Source organism: Iningainema tapete BLCC-T55, from assembly GCF_014698965.1.
In the GTDB taxonomy this organism is placed as follows: Bacteria; Cyanobacteriota; Cyanobacteriia; order Cyanobacteriales; family Nostocaceae; genus Iningainema; species Iningainema tapete.
Map to the genome: position 1 here is coordinate 281,274 of NZ_JACXAE010000072.1, position 18,695 is coordinate 299,968.

General features: G+C 40.2%; 14 protein-coding genes and 1 pseudogene. 9 read left to right on the forward strand and 6 right to left on the reverse strand.

Going from position 1 to position 18,695, the window contains the following annotated elements; translation table 11 throughout:
- The first annotated feature begins 176 nt into the window (after nt 1-176).
- Both sufR and ICL16_RS22315 read left to right on the forward strand, forming a co-directional pair.
- Nucleotides 177-851: an iron-sulfur cluster biosynthesis transcriptional regulator SufR gene (sufR, locus tag ICL16_RS22310; RefSeq protein WP_190832674.1), complete on the forward strand. Its 675-nt coding sequence runs from the start codon at nt 177-179 to the stop codon at nt 849-851.
- Between the two features lie 122 nt (nt 852-973).
- Nucleotides 974-1,219, forward strand: coding sequence for a hypothetical protein (locus ICL16_RS22315; RefSeq protein ID WP_190832144.1), 246 nt, complete (start codon nt 974-976; stop codon nt 1,217-1,219).
- Nucleotides 1,220-1,340: 121 nt separating this feature from the next.
- On the opposite strand, the gene ICL16_RS22320 is transcribed toward ICL16_RS22315, so the two are convergent.
- Both ICL16_RS22320 and ICL16_RS22325 read right to left on the reverse strand, forming a co-directional pair.
- Nucleotides 1,341-1,964 carry a hypothetical protein gene (locus ICL16_RS22320; RefSeq protein ID WP_190832146.1) on the reverse strand — a complete coding sequence of 208 codons (624 nt, stop codon included), beginning with the start codon at nt 1,962-1,964 and terminating at the stop codon, nt 1,341-1,343.
- A gap of 249 nt (nt 1,965-2,213) precedes the next feature.
- On the reverse strand, nt 2,214-2,540 hold the full coding sequence (locus ICL16_RS22325; RefSeq protein WP_190832148.1) for a YbjQ family protein: 327 nt from the start codon (nt 2,538-2,540) through the stop codon (nt 2,214-2,216).
- A gap of 216 nt (nt 2,541-2,756) precedes the next feature.
- Here ICL16_RS22325 and ICL16_RS22330 point away from each other — a divergent pair, with 216 nt between their 5' ends.
- Nucleotides 2,757-3,440, forward strand: coding sequence for a tetratricopeptide repeat protein (locus ICL16_RS22330; protein ID WP_337907101.1), 684 nt, complete (start codon nt 2,757-2,759; stop codon nt 3,438-3,440).
- A 99-nt stretch (nt 3,441-3,539) separates the two neighbouring features.
- Here the strand turns inward: ICL16_RS22330 and ICL16_RS45880 are convergent.
- A pseudogene (locus ICL16_RS45880) lies at nt 3,540-3,668 on the reverse strand (VapC toxin family PIN domain ribonuclease); the annotation flags it as partial.
- 404 nt (nt 3,669-4,072) lie between these two features.
- Between ICL16_RS45880 and ICL16_RS22335 the strand changes: the two are divergent.
- On the forward strand, nt 4,073-5,350 hold the full coding sequence (locus tag ICL16_RS22335; RefSeq protein ID WP_190832150.1) for a S41 family peptidase: 1,278 nt from the start codon (nt 4,073-4,075) through the stop codon (nt 5,348-5,350).
- 90 nt (nt 5,351-5,440) lie between these two features.
- Here ICL16_RS22335 and ICL16_RS22340 read toward each other — a convergent pair whose 3' ends face one another.
- Complete coding sequence (locus tag ICL16_RS22340) at nt 5,441-6,484, reverse strand: S41 family peptidase (protein ID WP_190832152.1); 1,044 nt, start codon at nt 6,482-6,484, stop codon at nt 5,441-5,443.
- Nucleotides 6,485-6,966: 482 nt separating this feature from the next.
- On the opposite strand from ICL16_RS22340, the gene ICL16_RS22345 reads away from it, so the two are divergent.
- The 4 genes from ICL16_RS22345 (at nt 6,967) to ICL16_RS22360 (ending at nt 12,781) form a co-directional block, all read left to right on the forward strand.
- Nucleotides 6,967-7,146: a UPF0175 family protein gene (locus tag ICL16_RS22345; RefSeq protein ID WP_190832679.1), complete on the forward strand. Its 180-nt coding sequence runs from the start codon at nt 6,967-6,969 to the stop codon at nt 7,144-7,146.
- A 190-nt stretch (nt 7,147-7,336) separates the two neighbouring features.
- Nucleotides 7,337-7,540, forward strand: coding sequence for a hypothetical protein (locus ICL16_RS22350; protein ID WP_190832154.1), 204 nt, complete (start codon nt 7,337-7,339; stop codon nt 7,538-7,540).
- Nucleotides 7,530-7,727 (forward strand): hypothetical protein, encoded by a 198-nt coding sequence (locus ICL16_RS22355; protein ID WP_190832156.1) that lies wholly within the window; start codon nt 7,530-7,532, stop codon nt 7,725-7,727. Before ICL16_RS22350 ends, ICL16_RS22355 begins: the two co-directional genes overlap by 11 nt.
- Nucleotides 7,728-8,017: 290 nt before the next feature.
- The gene (locus ICL16_RS22360; protein ID WP_190832158.1) at nt 8,018-12,781 is read left to right on the forward strand and encodes a tetratricopeptide repeat protein; all 4,764 of its coding nucleotides are present in this window, start codon (nt 8,018-8,020) and stop codon (nt 12,779-12,781) included.
- A 137-nt stretch (nt 12,782-12,918) separates the two neighbouring features.
- On the opposite strand, the gene ICL16_RS22365 is transcribed toward ICL16_RS22360, so the two are convergent.
- Entirely contained in the window at nt 12,919-13,338 is a 420-nt protein-coding gene (locus tag ICL16_RS22365; protein ID WP_190832160.1) for a type II toxin-antitoxin system VapC family toxin, read from the reverse strand.
- Nucleotides 13,335-13,673 (reverse strand): type II toxin-antitoxin system HicB family antitoxin, encoded by a 339-nt coding sequence (locus tag ICL16_RS22370; protein WP_190832162.1) that lies wholly within the window; start codon nt 13,671-13,673, stop codon nt 13,335-13,337. The genes ICL16_RS22365 and ICL16_RS22370 overlap by 4 nt, the downstream gene beginning before the upstream one ends.
- 211 nt (nt 13,674-13,884) lie before the next feature.
- Here ICL16_RS22370 and ICL16_RS22375 point away from each other — a divergent pair, with 211 nt between their 5' ends.
- Complete coding sequence (locus ICL16_RS22375; RefSeq protein WP_190832164.1) at nt 13,885-18,648, forward strand: tetratricopeptide repeat protein; 4,764 nt, start codon at nt 13,885-13,887, stop codon at nt 18,646-18,648.
- The last annotated feature ends 47 nt before the right edge of the window (nt 18,649-18,695 follow it).

Below are 18,695 nucleotides of genomic sequence, written 5' to 3' on the forward strand. Positions count from 1 at the left end.
GAGACGGGCTATTTTTTGCCAATTCCCATATTTGTTCGCGCCTGTGGTACAGGGCTGCTACAATAAGGATAATACTAAAACAACTTGTATGTTGTTTAATCCATCTTCATTTTAGGCTAGATTAACAACAATAATGTTGTCAAAGTAGAATTTTCTCATAAATTTTTGGGACGATGATGGCAATTACCCACCAGTCCTCGACTAAGCAAGACATTCTAGAATATCTCCTGAAAAACTCCCAAGCAACGGCTTTTGAGTTAGCTGCGGCTCTAGATATTAGTCCCCAAGCGATTCGTCGTCATCTCAAGGATCTGGAGGCGCAAAAGCTAATTTCCTACTCCTTGGCAGAACAATCGGAAATGGGGCGTCCCCAGCACATTTATCAACTGAGTCCCCAAGGACGCGATCGCTTACAGCCCCAAATGACTGATAGGTATGGTCATTTTGCCGTTTCTTTACTGGATACTTTAGCAGAAACGGTGGGACATGACCAAGTAAGTTCGATTTTACGAAAACAGTGGGAGCGTAAAGCACAAGAATATCGAGAACGTTTGGGTAACGGTTCGTTATCACAGAGAGTGGCAATTTTGGTAGAACTAAGAAAGGCAGAAGGCTATATGGCTGAGTATCACTCTGTAGAATTGAGTGAGTCATCAGTAGGCGATCGCTTTATCTTAACTGAGCATAACTGCGCAATTTCTAACGTTGCCTCTTCTTTTCCCAGTATTTGCGGTCATGAATTAGAAATGTTTGCCGCTGTTCTACCAGATTGTACAGTAGAACGTACACACTGGATTATTAACGGCGAACACCGTTGTGGCTATTTAGTCCAAGCACGAAAACAAAATTAACAACACTAAATATTTTTTCATATAAAGTTTAGTTTATTTATAATTAGTAATCAGTCATCAGTTTTACAATCAGTAAATTAGTAAACAGTAAACAGCGAACAGATATTGAATAGATATAATTTATGGACTCAGCACAGCAGTTTTTAACCGAAGAAGAATCAGTAAAAGTTGATGCTGCCTTGCTATCTTCTCCCGAAAAGTTTTTAACTAGATTAACTATTTCATCGCTACGAATTTTAAAGCATATTGCTCACGAGTACGGTGTTGCGGTGGAAGACTTAACAGCACAGCAAATTATTGCTTGGTTTGAGAAAGATGGCAAGATTCGACGAGAGCAGGGAGTAGAAGCTGCATATTTGAAATGGTAATACCAATTTTGGAGGCATAATTTTAGATTTTGGATTGGATCTAAAATAAAAAAGCACCTATTTCAAGGTGCGATTAGTAGAGACGCCCCGGTGGGGCGTCTCTCTGTACAACCAATAATATTTATACGTAATTATTTGTCCGGGGACTGCGAGTACCAGCGACTGCTCCAATCATTGAAGCAAGTAAACCTAACAAGGAACCGAATACAAACCACCACAATCCTTCACGTAGATTTCCAGCAACATTGCGAGCTTGTTGGGCAGATACATTAGGTACATTCTGCGGTAGATTAGCTCCTTGCACCTGGTTAACAACTTCTCCAGCATTAGAAGCCGCAACACCAAAAGCACCTGATACACCACTGGCTAATAACCAAGAGCCTAATGTTAAAGTTGTCGCCCACAGAATCGCACCATTAAGAAGCGCTGTATTACGGTTCATGGGACCACAAGCACGCGCTGTAACCCAGCCACCAGTGAAGAGAGAAATTAACAACGCAATTGTTGACCAAATTCCCACATTACCTGCAACATCAGGTGCAATTGTTCTAGGTCTACCTGAACCTTCAACTGCACCTGCTCCAATTGCAGTAAATAAAGCACTCAAAATTAACTGAGTAGCTAAGGCAATTAATAACCCAGAAATAATAGGACCCCAACGAACACGGTCGTGATAATCACCAACTCTAGTTACTACTGCTGGCTCATTTATAACATCATCACCAACTCGATTTGTATATGACATAGGTATTTCTCCCCTCACTTTTTCAGTAGAGTTTTTTACTTGTTATATTCATGCTTCTATCTATTAATTTAATTACCTATCTTTATTCTAAGTATCTATCAGTAGAAAGAGTTATTAGCTCTTTCTTTAGTCAGAAAAAATTATTGTTCCTCATCTATCAAAATTATCTTAATAAGAGTTAATAATTAACTAGATGGAGGTTTAAAAAAGTTAACAATTAACAATTATTAACTGTTAACTATTAACAAACTAGCGTAGCTTCACAGCAGTACCGGTAGCGGTAATCAGTAGAAGAACACCTGAAGAGTCAACATTGATTGTGCCAGTGTCAACTTCAATGCCGATGACAGCATCTGCTCCTAAACGTTTTGCCCGCTGCTCTAATTCTGCGAATGCCTTACGATGTCCTTCCTCAAATAGCCGCTCGTAGCTACCAGTACGTCCACCGATGATGTCGCGAATACTAGCAAAGAAATCTCGCAGGAAATTGCTACCATACACCACTTCTGCAGTAACAATACCTAAATATGACTCAACAATGGCACCTTGAAGCACATCGGTTGTAGTTAAAATCATAAAATTACCTCAAAAACTTCATGATGGGCTAATACTAATTGTGAATTAGAAAAATGGATGATAGTTTATTGGGAAAAACCACAGGTATGGCTATTTCTTCATAAATTTTTTGTAAAAGTGAACAAAGATGAGTTTACACTTAGCAAATATTTTTGTTTTAATAGACAAGCAATCACGGAACTGAACGAATTTACAAAAACTTTCAGGTTATTTACTGTGTACAATCGCACATCACTCGTAATAAGTGTTCTCTTAGTTGGAACTATTGCGGCAACAATGCCTTCAATCGCTCAATCTCAGGTATTGATAGCCCAACAACAAAGCAGTACGGAGGTAAAACAACTACTCGAAGAAGGGCGCAGACTAGTAGATTCAGGAGACTATGGCGGCGCGGTCGCTGTTTATCAACAAGCAGCAAATCTAGAACCAAAAAACGCCACAATTCACTCCGGAATTGGGTATTTATACGCTCAGCAAGGAAACTTTAACGCAGCCTTAGCAGCTTACCGTCGTGCTGTTGATCTTAATCCTAACAATAGCGATTATCAATATGCTTTGGGCTACGTTAAAGGCAATTTAGGAGACTCCAAGGGAGCAAAAGAATCTTATCGTAAGGCAATTCAACTGAACCGGAATAACGTAAATGCCTATTTGGGATTAGCTGCAGTCTTGTTACGTCTAGGAGAGTACGATAATGTAGGGTGGGCATACGAGCAAGCAGTGAACATTGACCCCAAAAATCCACAAGCTTACGAAATTAGAGGAAACCTGTTAGTGAAGCGAGGTAAATCAAAAGATGCGATCGCAGTGTTTAAAAAAGCGCGTGACTTGTATCAACAGCAAGGCAAACCAGATAGCGTGGCTAGAGTAGACGCCCTACTGCGCACCTTAGGAGTATAAACTTAATCTCAGCGTCAGATCTGTTCTACAAAAATATCTTCCAACTTAGACGGGCATACCATCATCCCCGTCTTATTCTACGGTCGTGAATGCTCAAACTCATGATTCTGTTTGCAGCCAATCTTCCAAAGTAAGATCAGCAACCCTTACCATATCAGAATCATGAGAAACAAGAATTAAACCACGAGTAATTGCCGCTGCAGCTATTAAAATATCTGCTTGGTTGATTTTTAAAGAATTGCTGTCACTATATTTGTATAAAGCAGATAAGCCATTCTTAAATTATCTTGCAGCAACAGCAGCATCAAATATTTCTATTTGTTCTGATGTTAAATCATTTAATGTTTCAGAAACTAGCTCTATTACTAGCGTCGTAATATTTCGGAAATTTATAAATAAATTCTCTCGCCTATAAGGGCTAAGAGACTAGTTTCTGGTTCCTAATCACTTTGATATATGAGAAAGAAACCGCTGAGAACGCAGAGGGCGCAGAGTAAGAGAAAGCACGATACCAATTGATGAGTGGGTTGCTATAGTAGTTCTAAAGGATGTTGTAAAATCCTCTCTTTCTTTTCTCTGTGTTCTCTGCGTTCTCAGCGGTTATTTTAAAATTATTTACACAGGAAACTAAAATGAAAAAACTTAGACTTTTGCAGTTTAATAAGATAGCTAAAGCAGTCTTAATAGGTTTCTCAGTATTACTCCTACTCTGGTTAACCTCGCCCCTACCTAAAACACTAGCAAAACCCCAAACTGTAGTATTTGAACAAGTATGGCAAACCGTAAACGACAACTTTTTTGATCCAAAATTTAATGGAGTTGACTGGAAAGCGATGCGAGAAAAGTATAAATCTCAAGTAGCAAAAACTAGGTCAAATCAAGAAGCTGCTGTTGTCATTAATCAGATGCTGTCTGAATTGCAAACTTCTCACACTCGTTATTATACCAAAGATGAGCCTGCTTATTATCAACTCATAGGAATTTTTCAAGCAGGAAACATAGAGTTACAAAAACAATTAAAGAAGTTTTTTCCCCAAGGTAAGATTGAATATAGCGGTATTGGCGCATTTACTAAAGATATTAACGGTAAAACATTTGTTAGTGCCATTTTAGATCAGAGTCCAGCATCTCAATCTGGGTTAAAAGTGGGCGATCAAATAATTAGTGTAGATGGTAGTTCATACCAGCCAATTGAATCATTTGCTAATAAAGCGGGAAAGAAAGTTAAGCTATTGATTCAGTATTCTTCTGACCCCAAAAATCAGAAAGAAATCATAGTTACGCCTAAAATGTTCGATGCTACTACCATGTTTAAAGAGGCTCAATATGCTAGTACTAAGGTGATCGAAAAAGCAGGTAAGAAAATAGGCTATGTTCATATTTGGTCAAATGCAGCCGATCCAGAGCAGCAGCAACTTCAAGAAGACTTGATTTATGGACGTCTGAAAAATGCAGACGGGTTAGTATTGGATTTGAGAGATGGTTGGGGAGGGGGAAGTGTCAATTATCTCAATATATTTACTGCTAAGGAAGGCCCAAGCGTTACCAGTGTTCCTCGTAATGGTAAGAAATACACTTATATCTCACAATGGAAAAAACCTGTGGTGATGTTGGTGAATCAAGGAAGCAGAAGTAGTAAGGAAATTCTGGCATATGGCTTCCAGCAACATAAAATTGGACCTGTGGTGGGTGTAAAAACGACGGGAGCAGTAGTTGCTGGTAGTTCTTTTTTGATGCAAGATGGTAGCCTTGTTTATGTGGCAGTTGCCAATGTGTTTGTTAACGGAAATCAAAGGTTGGAGGGCAAAGGCGTTACACCAGATGTTGTTGTTCCCTTCAATTTAGAGTATGCTCAGGGTGCAGATCCACAAAAAGAGCGGGCTATGGAATTGTTGATGAATAATTCATAATTGGAGGATAAATTTGACGGAACTTGAACGTTACTTGTTTGATTTGCAAGGGTTTTTGGTGTTGGAAGATGCCCTACCATATCTTTTTGATCATTTATTCCCCTGCTGTGCCAATTCCTTTTGTACAGTTTCAATTGCTTTCTTCAGTTCATCAACAAATTTCAGATCAGTTGTTTTGACTAAAACTCTCTTCATTGCAGCCAGGTGAGCAGTTTTGAATGCTTGTTCGGCTGAAACTTTTACATCAGGTTGAATTCCTTTTCCTTCCCAATTAGTGTTAGTAATTGGATTGACTGCACGACCTGTGGGAATGAACATACCGAAGTGTTTGTTGAAGGGTTGAAACAGACCGGGATTAGCACCTCCTTTAGTGATTTCACCAATGATTGTGGCTCGTTTGAGTTGTTGTAAATTGTTGGCAAATTCTTCTGCTGCAGAGAAGGTGTCTTTGCTGGTTAAGATATAAACATCTTTATTTAGATAACGCTCACCGGGAACGTAAGGAAGCGTCCAATGCTGTTCGATGCGATCGCGATATTTCCCCGAAGCATCTTTTTCTCGCCAGTGCAAATCGTTGAGATGAACAAGTTTATCGTCGAAAAGGTACGTCGAAATTAAAGCCACCATGTCTGGAGAACCACCACCGTTTTGTCGTAAGTCAATAATCAACGCACGGGTGTTGCTTAAAAAATTAATTGCCGCAATTGCAGTCTCTCCTGCTTGTTTTTGTGGCATAAAAGCGCGAATGTCAAGATAGCCGATGTTGCCCGCTAACCGCTCAACTTTGTGAAAACCAAAATTCTCCCAAGCAAGGCTTTGTTGGAATTTTTCCCGTTCTTTTATGTCTCCTTGCTCATTGGTAGGGGGGAATGGCTGATGGCTGTAAAACACTCTCAGATGCTTATCTTTACTAATTGCTTGGATATTATCAGTCAAGGTTTGCGCGAATTTTATTGCACTAGTAATGCTGTTATACTCTCCATTTTGCCAACGGGTTCTGATGTTGGTTTGAACTTCCTTGGCAACAATAGGAAAAACGTAGTCATCCAGTGTTTTAGTTATTGCTTCAATGACTTCTCTTCGAGTCGCCGCATTAATCGTAATGTCAGGTTGTTCAGGGTTAAATTTCGGCATGGCTGGGGTTGAGTGGAAAAAAACGAGCGCAATTGCGATCACCTGCTTTATAACTGCTCACTTACAATTAGCATCTTCAGATGTACAAGAGACTTTTGCAGTACACTGGGTTTTACACTCAACCAAACTTGGAGCATGGTACTCAACCAAGCCGTGTATTAGCTCTCCTAATCGATACTTGGACTTTACTTGACTCCAGAAATCATTACTCATAATTATTGGGGCTTTAAAACTCTAGGAAATTTGTTCAAAATAGAGAAGAGGCTGTGAGGTATCGGTAGTTCAATTTGTGTTCCGCGTTGATACGGTTTCGACCGTGGCAAAGCTGGAATTGCCCAAACCCTTAGCTTAGCAAGAAGAAATTACGCTATTTTCTATTGCAATAAGAGGGTGTAGTCGTTACTGAGAAACAAGCCGATCCGAAAGACACGCTTTATAGTTTATTCTAAAATCAGGTTGTGTAATTTGGTCTTTACATCGTGATGAATCAATTTATCGCTCCCATTAACCTACAAATATCACCCGTTTCCCTTAGCCAAGGCGAACAAGCAATCCGTCAGGAAATCGCCCAACAGCTATACGCCCAGAATATTTTTACCTTTGCTCAAGCTCGTCGTTTAGCTAACTTGTCAGTATGGGAATTTCAGCAACTTTGTCGGTAATGGTAAAGCTAAGGCTGCGTAACTTAGCTAGTGGTAAGATGACAAAGGCTCAAGCACTGCGACAATAGTCGTAGTCACAAGTAAATTTAAATGCACGTTATCACCCGCACAGCCAAGCCTCAACAATGGGCTGCTAAATGTAAAAAATATGACTTAAGCTATACTAAAACTAGTAACCTTTGAAGAGAATGTGAAGCAAAGTACAAAAACCGCCCTAAATCGCGCCTATGTTTCATTACAACGAATAGTTGAGGAATTGTACCGCGAAGTTGATATGGCAATAGACAATGGTAATTATGCCGACGCCAGCTTGCTTGAAGCAAGAGCCGAAAGAATATTTGAACAGGCGGAGGCTATTACTGTTATAATAGTGGAGCAAGAAAATGGACATTGAACAAATAAAAGCGCTGTCGCTAGCCGCTAAAACTCTGAGCGGGCAAGCTATCGAACTTATTGAAAAAGGTCACTACGTGGAAGGTCATAATCTGATGCGCCAAGCTGTTGAAGCAGGGAGAAAATGCCGACAGTTAATCCAGCAGCCCAAAATCGAACAAGCTTTGACCCAATTTGAACAAGCTTAATTGACAAAAATAATTCTAGTAACAGCAAAAGTGTTCTCTGATTGCCCGGAGAACACTTTTGTTTCATCGTCAAAGTGATGTCCTACGCTGTAGTTACTAATGCAGATTCGTTGATTGCGTTAGCCAAAATTAGTCATTTTTATTTTAGGCATCTTTAGGTTAGTATTTTCACTGAAGATTGTATAAATCCAACTAAATTTTCTTGACCAGCATGGTAGAAAATATTGCATAAGCTCTGTGAACTCAGAAATATGGAGGGTTAGAGCAATGTACGATGCTGGAGATTTATTATGCTATACCGCTTGAAATGCCTTACCCTTGCCACCTTAGTAATTTCCCTGAGTTGTTGCGTAGTATCGGCAAAGGGTTTTGTAGTTCAGCACACATTGGCGCAAACTGCAACGCCAAACAAGGCTCTAGCGGATAAATTATACCAGCAGGGATTGCAGCAGTCTCGTCAAGGGTACTTTCCCAGAGCACTGAAAACCTACCTTGAGGCACTAACAATTTACCGCCAACTGGGGAATCAGGCGGGAATTGGGCAAACCTTGAATGATATTGGCGTGGTTTACATTAACTTGGCAAAATCTGACCAAGCGCTATTCGTTTTGCAGCAAGCGCTAGCAATTCGCCAGCAATTAAAAGACCGCAAGGGCGAAGGGGAAACCTTGGATAATATCGGTTCAGTTTACGGTGGACTGTCCAAGTATGACAAACAGCAAGAAATTTTGCACTCTGCGTTAGCTATTCGTAGAGAAGTCAAAGACAGGGCTGGGGAAGGTAAAACTCTGCGCAAAATTGGCGGGAATTATCAGGACTTAAAGCAATATCCCCTCGCCTTGAAAACTTTGCAGCAAGCACTGGCGATTAATCGGGAGGTTAAAGACCGCTATCAAGAAGGAATTACGCTATTTTATATTGCGTCTTTGTACTTATTTGATAAAGAAGAATACACAACTGCTCAGGAGTGGGTACAAAAAGCCTTGGCTGTAAATCGAGAGATAGGCAACGGTGATGGCGAGAGTAAAAACCTATTAAATATTGCTTATATTTATATCTTTCAGGGTAAATATGACCTCGCTTTGGAATACTACCAGCAAGGGCTGAAAATTGTTCACAAACTAGAAAATCGCCAACAAGAAGCACGTTTTCTGCAACAAATAGGATCGACTTACTCTCTGCGAAGCGACAAAGCTAGGGCATTGGAGTTTTATCAACAAGCGCTGGCAATTAATCAAGAACTAAATAACCGCCCCGGACAACTTGATACTCTTACATTCATCACAGACACGCATGGTATGAATGCAGCAGCAGCCGCTGAAAAAGGGGATTCTGTAATACAAAAGTCAGAAGCTGCTCGCATTATCTCTTTTGCACAACAAGCGTTACCTCTTGCTATTGAACTCAAAGACAAAGCAAAGGAAGCCGACGTATTAAATAAATTAGCTAAAGCCTATTTTTGGTTGGGAAATGACTCCAAATCTATTGAATTTGCCCAAGCTGCCATAGCCGTTGCCCGACAAATTCCTGATTTAGAAACAGAGTATAGTGTCTTAACTATTTTGACCGCTGTTTATACTAAACAGGGCAATAATATCAAACAGATTGAAGTTGATCAGCGAAGGTTGCAAATCGCCCAGCAACTTAAAGATACCAAGCGTGAAGCGCTAGTCTTACAATCTCTTGGCGTTACATACAATAGTTTAGGAGAGTATGAAAAAGCGATTGTATTTTTCCAGCAGGCGTTAACCAAATATGGAGAAATTCAATTAGATAAACTAAATGCTATTTTGCGACCAAGGGTTACAGGGGAAAAGCTGTTTACCTTGGGTACTTTAAGTTTTAGTTACTATCAACTTGGGCAAGTAGATAAAGCAATTGAAGTTGCCCAACAACGTTTAACTCTAGCGCGACAATTGCAAAGTCCTGAAGAAGAGGCAGACGCGCTGATTCAATTGGCTAATTTATATGCCTTTGTGCAAGAATTTACCAAAGCCCTCGAACTCATACAGCAAAGCTTAGTAATTGCTAAAAAAATCGATAATCCCAGTTTAGAAGCACAGGCTTTAGAGAAACTGAGCGAAGCATACACTGAGCAGGGCAATCATCAAAAAGCAATTGAATTCGCACAACAAGTTTTGATAATTGCTCATAAAACACAAAATCCAAGCATAGAAATAGATGCGTTAGATGCACTCTCAGATATTTACAAAGCTCAAGGAAATTATCAAAAAGCACTTTCTTACGCACAGCAACGTCTGACGGTTGTCAGGCAGGCTAAATTACAAAACTATGAAGCACTTGCTTTAACTCAGATGAGTTCCATCTACCTTGATTTGGGAGATTCCCACAAAGCAATTGAATTGGCAAATCAAGCTTTAAAATTAGCACAACAGTTACAAGATCCTCACAGCGAATCCCTAGCTTTGAATAGACTCAGTAGTGCATACAATATTCGAGGAGAATGGGAACAAGCAATTAATACCGCACAAACCAGTTTAGCACTCGCCCGTAAGTCTAAAAATTTCATAAGAGAGGCGACGGCTGCATCACGCTTAAGCGAAGCTTACGCCGCACTAGGGGAAACAAATAAGGTAATTGAACTTGCTGAGCCTGCTTTAGTTTTTGCCCGCAAAAGGAAAGAACGCATCGATGAAGCGAATTTACTAATGGAGTTGGGCGATGCTTACCGCGAAATTGGCAAACATAGCAAAGGGCTGGAGTTTACCCAACAAGCTTTGACTATTGCACGCTCACTGAAACACCGTCCTTTAGAAGCCAAAGCGCTGGCATATCTCGGCAATGCTTACAAAAATCTCAACGACTATCAAAAATCCACTCAACTGTTACAGCAAAGTTTGCAAATCGCCCAAGAAATCAAAAATCCGTATCTGTTGTATTTGGTACAGTACAACTTAGGCAAAGTCTACCAGAACTTGGGAGATTACAATCAAAGCAATGAATTCTACCAGCAAGCACTCCAAATTACACGCCAACTGAAGAATCGTCCTAATGAAGGTTTTGTTTTAGTCGATCTCGCTAGTAACTACTTTAGCCTGAGAGAACCGCAAAAAACCGTAGATTTTGCCCAACAGGGGTTAGCAATTTTAAAAGAAAGCAAAAAACCTGCCTGGTTCGTGTCTCCACTTTTGGTAATGAGTCGAGGTTACGGTGAGTTAGGAAATGATTCTCAGGCAATGGAAGCGGTACAATCTTCTTTAGCTTTTGCCAGAAAAGTTCAAAATCCTGCTTTGGAAAAAACAGCACTCAATCTTATAGGGAGTTTACATCGGAAATTTGGACGCAAACAAGATGCACTCGCCGCCTATCAAGCTGCATTAGCAATTAAAACAGATACTCAAGTTTTAGGCGGTGACTCTGGTATTTACGCTGGTTTGGCGATGGTTTACCGTGACTTAAATCAACCTAATGTGGCGGTTGCATATTATAAAGATGCCATCAATGGTATTCAACAAGTTCGCCGCAACATTGAAGGACTACCTCCACAGTTACAGAATTCCTTTCTGCAAGCTACCTATGATTTTGGTGGTGTGAAAGTCTCTGACATTTACCGCCAGTTAGCAGATTTGTTGAGACAACTTGGACTAAATACAGAAGCATTACAAGTTGTAGAGTTGTTGAAAATACAAGAGTTAAGGGAGTTTACTAGAAGCATTGACAAAAAAACCGATATTCCTCTATCTCGTGGTGAAGAACAAATCAAACTTGCAGAAAGTAGTTTAATTGCTTTTGGACAGCGCGTCTACGAGTGCGAACAACAAAAATGTCCTCAATTACAGTCACTGATTACTCAACGAGATAATTTAAACAGAGAATTTATCAAAAAAGTTAGCGTTCTGGAAAAGTCAATTAATTTTAAAGACCCTAATCTAATTTATCCTGGTGGTAATTTACTCAATGATGCTAAAAAAATTGTCGAAGCTCAACCAGATACAATCATGGTTTACCCGGTGGTTTTATCTGATAAAATTGTTATTTTTATAGCATCTAAAGGGGTCGTTGTCAAGAGTATAGAAGTCAAAGGTATCGGACAGCAGCAGCTTGCTACAACTGTTCAGAAATATCGAGAATTACTCAAAAGTCCAACTGAAGTAGCATCAGTCAAGGCAACCAGCAAGCAACTTTACGATTGGTTGATTAAACCAATTGAATCTGAACTTAAAAATAATAAAATTCAAAATCTAGTCTTTGCACTCGACAGTTCTACCCGCTACATTCCCATGAGTACCTTGTTTGATGGGTCAAAATATCTGGTAGAGAATTATCAAATTTCCACGGTAATTTCCGCAAGTTTAACAAATTTAGGCTCACCCTTACCACCAGGAACCGAAAATACACCAGTATTAGCAGTCGGTTTATCAGATAGAGTTACTGGTTACGATCCTTTACCCAATGTACCAAAAGAATTAGAGGCGATCGTTCACGAAAATACCTCTTCAACAGGTATTTATCCTGGGTTAAAATTACTGAATCAAGCTTTTGATTTCCCGGCACTACGAAGTAATTTAGACGGGAAAAAGATTTTACACATCGCCACTCACGGCGCATTTGTCCCCAACGACCCCACCGCTTCTTACATCTTATCCGGTAAAGGTGAAAAAATTCCCATCACCGATATTCAACTATTACAAAATCTGGGGAATATTCATTTAGTTGTGCTGTCAGCTTGCGAAACTGCCCTTGGTGGTGCCAATCAAAATGGCGTCGAAATTTCCGGTATTAGTTCTTTCTTTATCGGTAATGGTAAAGCTAAAGCGGCGATCGCTTCTCTGTGGCAAGTCAATGATGCCAGCACTACCCTACTGATGCAGCAATTTTATCATAACTTAGCCAGTGGTAAGATGACAAAGGCTCAAGCACTGCGACAAGCTCAACTTAGTTTGTTGTATGGGAAAGACTCAAGAGAGAAAAATCAAGATGTACGAGGTATTCTGGTTACACCAATACCAGGCAAACCAGCAACCAGCGATAAAAGTGGATTTTCACACCCTTACTACTGGGCACCATTTATTTTGATTGGTAATGGTTTATGAAAAAGAGTTGATCCTGAAATCAGGTTGTGTAATTTGGTCTTTATATCGTCATGAGTCATAATCGTACTCCAATGATGCCGTTATCTTTATTTAAATAAACAGGGAAAAAAGTTCTGTTGATAGTATACTCACCCCTATTACAACAGCCAATCTTCAATCTTGAGTCTTGGAACTTGACTACAATCCTTCTGATTTCGAGTGACTACAATTCCATCGTTTGAAAGTGCGATTGCAGCAATTCTCAAATCTCGGCTTCCAATCCGCAACTTTTGCTCTTTTAGAGATCGGTAGTGTGTTCCTGCTGAAGGCGAAAATTCCAATACTTGAAACCGTTGAAAAAACACGATCGCTTCCTGCAAACGCTGATAAGCATTTACCAGTTGTTCAATCGTTTCTGCTCGACGTACCAAATTAAATCGTCCCCGAACCTGCTCTTCCAAGGTTACAATTGTCGTTGTAACTTGATCTTGGGGTAGCCTTGCGACCCGCTCAATCAATTGACGTTGACCATGCTGAAATAGGGTTAAACAATCTGTATCAAATATCCACAGACTCACACAATGCCCTCAAAACGATCATCTAATTCCCGTTGAGCCTGTATCTCAGCCACAAACTCATCAAACTGCGGATCAGAAGCCCACATGCCTGCAAATTCCATCCAAGGATGCAACTCTTGCTGCCCAGAGTCCACCCTCAAAGCAATTAACTCCCCTCGCGACTGTTTACTCATTAAATACTGTTGCAACATTTGGATTGCCTCATGCCGTGTTGTTCCAACCCCCTTGGCATCAGCCCAACCGACTACGCTTGCGATCCAATGATTTTCCCGATCCACTTCAATCAACACTGGATAACTAGGTGGCAGCGAATGATCCCACGACAAAGCCGACATAATGTTATTCTTATCTACATACTTTGGTTCATTGTAACGTTTATTTATAGCGGCTGCTCACTGACAACTGGCATCTTCAGATGTACAAGAGACTTTATATTGTATAAATCCAACTAAATTTTCTTGACCAGCATGGTAGAAAATATTGCATAAGCTCTGTGAACTCAGAAATATGGAGGGTTAGAGCAATGTACGATGCTGGAGATTTATTATGCTATACCGCTTGAAATGCCTTACCCTTGCCACCTTAGTAATTTCCCTGAGTTGTTGCGTAGTATCGGCAAAGGGTTTTGTAGTTCAGCACACATTGGCGCAAACTGCAACGCCAAACAATAAAGTAGCGGCGGATAAATTATACCAGCAGGGATTGCAGCAGTATCGCCAAGGGTACTTTCCCAAAGCACTGAAAACCTACCTTGAGGCACTAACAATTTACCGCCAACTGGGGAATCAGGCGGGAATTGGGCAAACCTTGAATGATATTGGCGTGGTTTACATTAGCTTGGAAAAATATGACCAAGCGCTATTCGTTTTGCAGCAAGCGCTAGCAATTCGCCAGCAATTAAAAGACCGTAGGGGCGAAGGGGAAACCTTGGATAATATCGGTTCAGTTTACGGTAGACTGAAAAAGTATGACAAAGAGCAAGAAATTTTGCACTCTGCGCTAAGGATTCGTAGAGAAGTCAAAGACCGGGCTGGGGAAGGTAAAACTCTGCGCAAAATTGGCGGGAATTATCAGGACTTAAAGCAATATCCCCAAGCCTTGGAAACTTTGCAGCAAGCACTGGCGATTAATCGAGAGGTTAAAGACCGCTACCAAGAAGGAATTACCCTATTTTTTGTTGCACGGGTGTATCTATATGGTAAGCAAGAACATACCACTGCCTTGGATTGGGTAGAAAAAGCCTTGGTTGTAAGTCGAGAGGTAGGCGACGGTAACATCGAGAGTGGAAGCCTGTTAGTAATTGGTTCTATTTATAACTTTCAGGGTAAATATGACCTAGCTTTGGAATACTACCAGCAAGCACTGAAAATTTTTCGCCAACTAGAAAATCGCCAACAAGAAGCACGTATTCTGAAACTAATAGGATGGACTTACTCTCTGCGAGGCGACAAAGCTAGGGCATTGGAGTTTTTTCAACAAGTGCTGGCAATTAATAAAGAACTAAATGACCGCCCTGGACAACTTAATACTCTCACATTCATCATAAACATGCATTTTACAAATGCAGCAACAGCCGCTGTTAACGGGAACACTGTAATACAAAAGTCAGAAGCTACTCGCATTATCTCTGTAGCACAATCAGCGTTACTTATTGCCAGAGAACTCAAAGATAAAGCACAGGAAGCCGAGGTATTAGATGGATTGGCTATGGCCTATTTTTGGTTGGGAGATGACTCCAAAGCAATTGAATATGCACAGGCTGCCATAGCCATTGCCCGACAAATTACCGATTTAGAAAAAGAGGATAGTGTCTTAACTACTTTGATCAATGTTTATAATAAACAGGGCAACAATATCAAAAATATTGAAGTTAAACTGCGACAGTTGCAAATCGCCCAGCAACTTAAAAATACCTGGAATGAAGTGCAAGTCTTACTATCTCTTGGCAGTGACTACAATGTCTTAGGAGAGTATGAAAAAGCGATTGAATATTTCCAGCTGGCGTTAACCAAGTATGGAGAAATTCAATTAGATAAACTAGATGCTCGTTTGCGACCTGGCGTTACAAATCAAAAGCTTAGTACCTTGAAGGGTTTAAGTTTGAGTTACTATAGTCTTGGGCAAGTAGACAAAGCAATTGAAGTTGCCCAACAACGTTTAACTCTAGCGCGACAATTGCAAAGCCCTGAAAAAGAGGCAGACGCGCTGATTCAATTGGCTGGTTTATATGCCAATGTGCAAGAATTTGCCAAAGCCATTGAACTCACACAGCAAGGCTTAGCAATTGCCAAGAAAATTAATAATCCTAGTTTAGAAGCAAAGGCTTTGGAGAAACTGAGCCAAGCATACATCAAGCAGGGCAATCATCAAAAAGCAATTGAATTTGCTAATCAAGCTTTGATAATTGCCCAGAAAAAACAAAATACCGAAATAGAAAAAGATGCGTTAGGTGCACTAGCAGATATTTACAAAGCTCAAGGAAATTATCAAAAAGCACTTTCTCTAGCACAGCAAATTCTAACGGTTGTCAGGCAGGCTAAATTACAAAACGATGAAGTACTTGCTTTAACTGAGTTAGCTTTAATATACATTTATTTAGGAGATTCCCAAAAAGCAATTGAATTTGCAAATCAAGCTTTAAAATTAGCACGACAGTTGCAAAATCCTCAGAACGAATCCCTAGCTTTGAATATTCTCAGTCATGCATACAATGTCCGGGGAGAATGGGCACAAGCAATTAATGCAGCACAAACCAGTTTAGCGATCGCCCGCAAGTCCAAAGATTTTATAGGAGAGGCTGTTGCTGCATCGCCATTAAGCGAAGCCTATGCCGCACTAGGGGAAACAAACAAGGTTATTCAACTTGCCGAACCTGCTTTAGTTTATGCCCGTAAAAGGAAAGAACGCATTCTAGAAGCGAATTTACTAATGAAGTTGGGCGATGCTTACAACCTTATCGGTAACTATAGCAAAGGGCTGGAGTTTATTCAACAAGCTTTGACTATTGCACAGTCACTGAAAAACCGTCCTTTAGAAGCCGAAGCGCTGGCATCTCTCGGCAATGCTTACAAAAATCTCAACGACTATCAAAAATCCACCCAACTATTAGAGCAAAGCTTACAAATTGCCCAAGAAATCAAAAGTCCGTATCTGTTGTACTTGGCACAGTACAACTTAGGCAAAGTCTACCAGAGCTTGGGAGATTACAATCAAAGCAACCAATTCTACCAGCAAGCACTCCTTCGCACACGCCAACTGAAGAATCGTCCTGGCGAAGGTTTTATTTTAGTTGTCCTGGCTAATAACTATTTTAGCCTAAGAGAACCGCAGAAAACTGTAGATTTTGCCCAACAGGGGTTAGCAATTTTACGAGAAAGCAAAAAACCAGCTTGGGAAGTTTATCCACTTTTGGTGCTGAGTCTAGGTTACGGTGAGTTAGGAAATGATTCTAAGGCAATGGAAGCGGTACAAAGTTCTTTAGCTTTTGCCAGAAAAGTGCAAAACCCTGCTTTAGAAAAAACAGCACTCAATCTTATCGGGAGTTTACATCGCAAATTTGGACGCAAACAAGATGCACTCGCCGCCTATCAAGCTGCATTGGCAATTAAAACAGATACTCAAGTTTTAGGCGGTGACTCTGGTATTTACGCTGGGTTGGCAATGGTTTACCGTGACTTAAATCAAGCCAACGTGGCGATCGCATATTATAAAGATGCCATCAACGGTATTCAGCTTGTCCGCCGTAATATTGAAGGGCTACCCCCACAGTTACAGAATTCCTTTCTGCAAGCCACCTATGATTTTGACGGGGTAAAAGTTTCTGATATTTACCGCCAATTAGCAGTATTGCTCGAACAGCAAGGACGAAAGACAGAAGCATTACAAGTGTTGGAATTATCTAAAATACAAGAAATAAGAGAGTTTGCCAGAAGCGACGACAAAAAAGTAAATATTCCCCTATCTCGTGGTGAAGAACAAATCAAACAAGCAGAAAGTAGTTTAATTGCTTTTGGACAGCGCGTCTACGAATGCGAACAACAAAAATGTCCCCAATTACAGTCACTGATTACTCAACGGGATAATTTAAATAAAGAATTTATTAAAAAAGTTAGCGATATTGAAAAGTCTATTGATTTTAAAGATCCTAACCTAATTTATCCTGGTAACTTCCTCAGTTCAGCTACAAGCATTGTCGATGCTCAACCGGGTACAATCATGGTTTATCCTTTAGTTTTAGATGATAAAATTGTGATATTCTGGGCATCTAAAGGGGTAGTTGTCAAGAGTATAGAAGTCAAAGGTATCGGACAGCAGCAGCTAGGTAAAACAGTTGAGAGATATCGAAAATTACTACAAAATCCTTCTGATATTGCCTCTGTGAAAGCAACAGGTAAGCAACTTTACGACTGGTTAATTAAACCGATAGAAGCAGAAATTAAAAACAATAAAATTCAAAACTTAGTCTTTGCACTCGACCGTTCTACCCGCTACATTCCCATGAGTGCTTTGTTTGATGGCGAAAAATATCTGGTAGAGAATTATCAGGTTTCAACTATCATTGCTGCTAGTTTAACAAATTTGGGAGAACCTTTACCACCGGGAACAGAAAATACTCCAGTATTAGCAGTAGGTTTATCAGATCGAGTTGCTGGTTTTAATGCCTTACCCAATGTACCAAAAGAATTAGAGGCAATAGTCAGAGAAAATACTAAGTCTTCTACAGGTATTTATCCTGGGTTAAAATTACTTAACCTCGCCTTTGATTTTCCGGCACTACAAAGTAATTTAGAAGGCAAAAAGATTTTACATATTGCCACTCACGGTAAATTTGTTCCTAACGATCCCTCCGCATCTTACTTATTATCAGGTAAAGGTGCAAAAATTCCCATCACCGATATTCAACTATTACAAAATCTGGGTAAGATTCATTTAGTCGTGCTTTCGGCTTGTGAAACTGCCCTTGGTGGTTCTAATCAAAATGGGGTAGAAATTTCTGGTATTAGTTCTTTCTTTGTTGGTCTTGGTAAAGCTAAGGCTGCGATCGCATCTCTATGGCAAGTCAATGATGCCAGTACTAGTCTACTGATGCAGCAATTCTATCATAACTTAGCTAGTGGAAAGATGACGAAGGCGGAAGCTTTGCGACAAGCACAACTTAGTCTGTTGCATGGAAAGGATTCAGGGGGAAATGTTGATCAACGTGGCATTACTGTTACACACATACCAGGAAAACCTGCAACCAGCGATGCCAGTGGATTTTCACACCCTTATTACTGGGCATCATTCATTTTGATTGGGAATGGATTGTAAAGGTACGTAGTTGCGCTTTAGCGCTTTAGCGTCTACGTACCTAATAT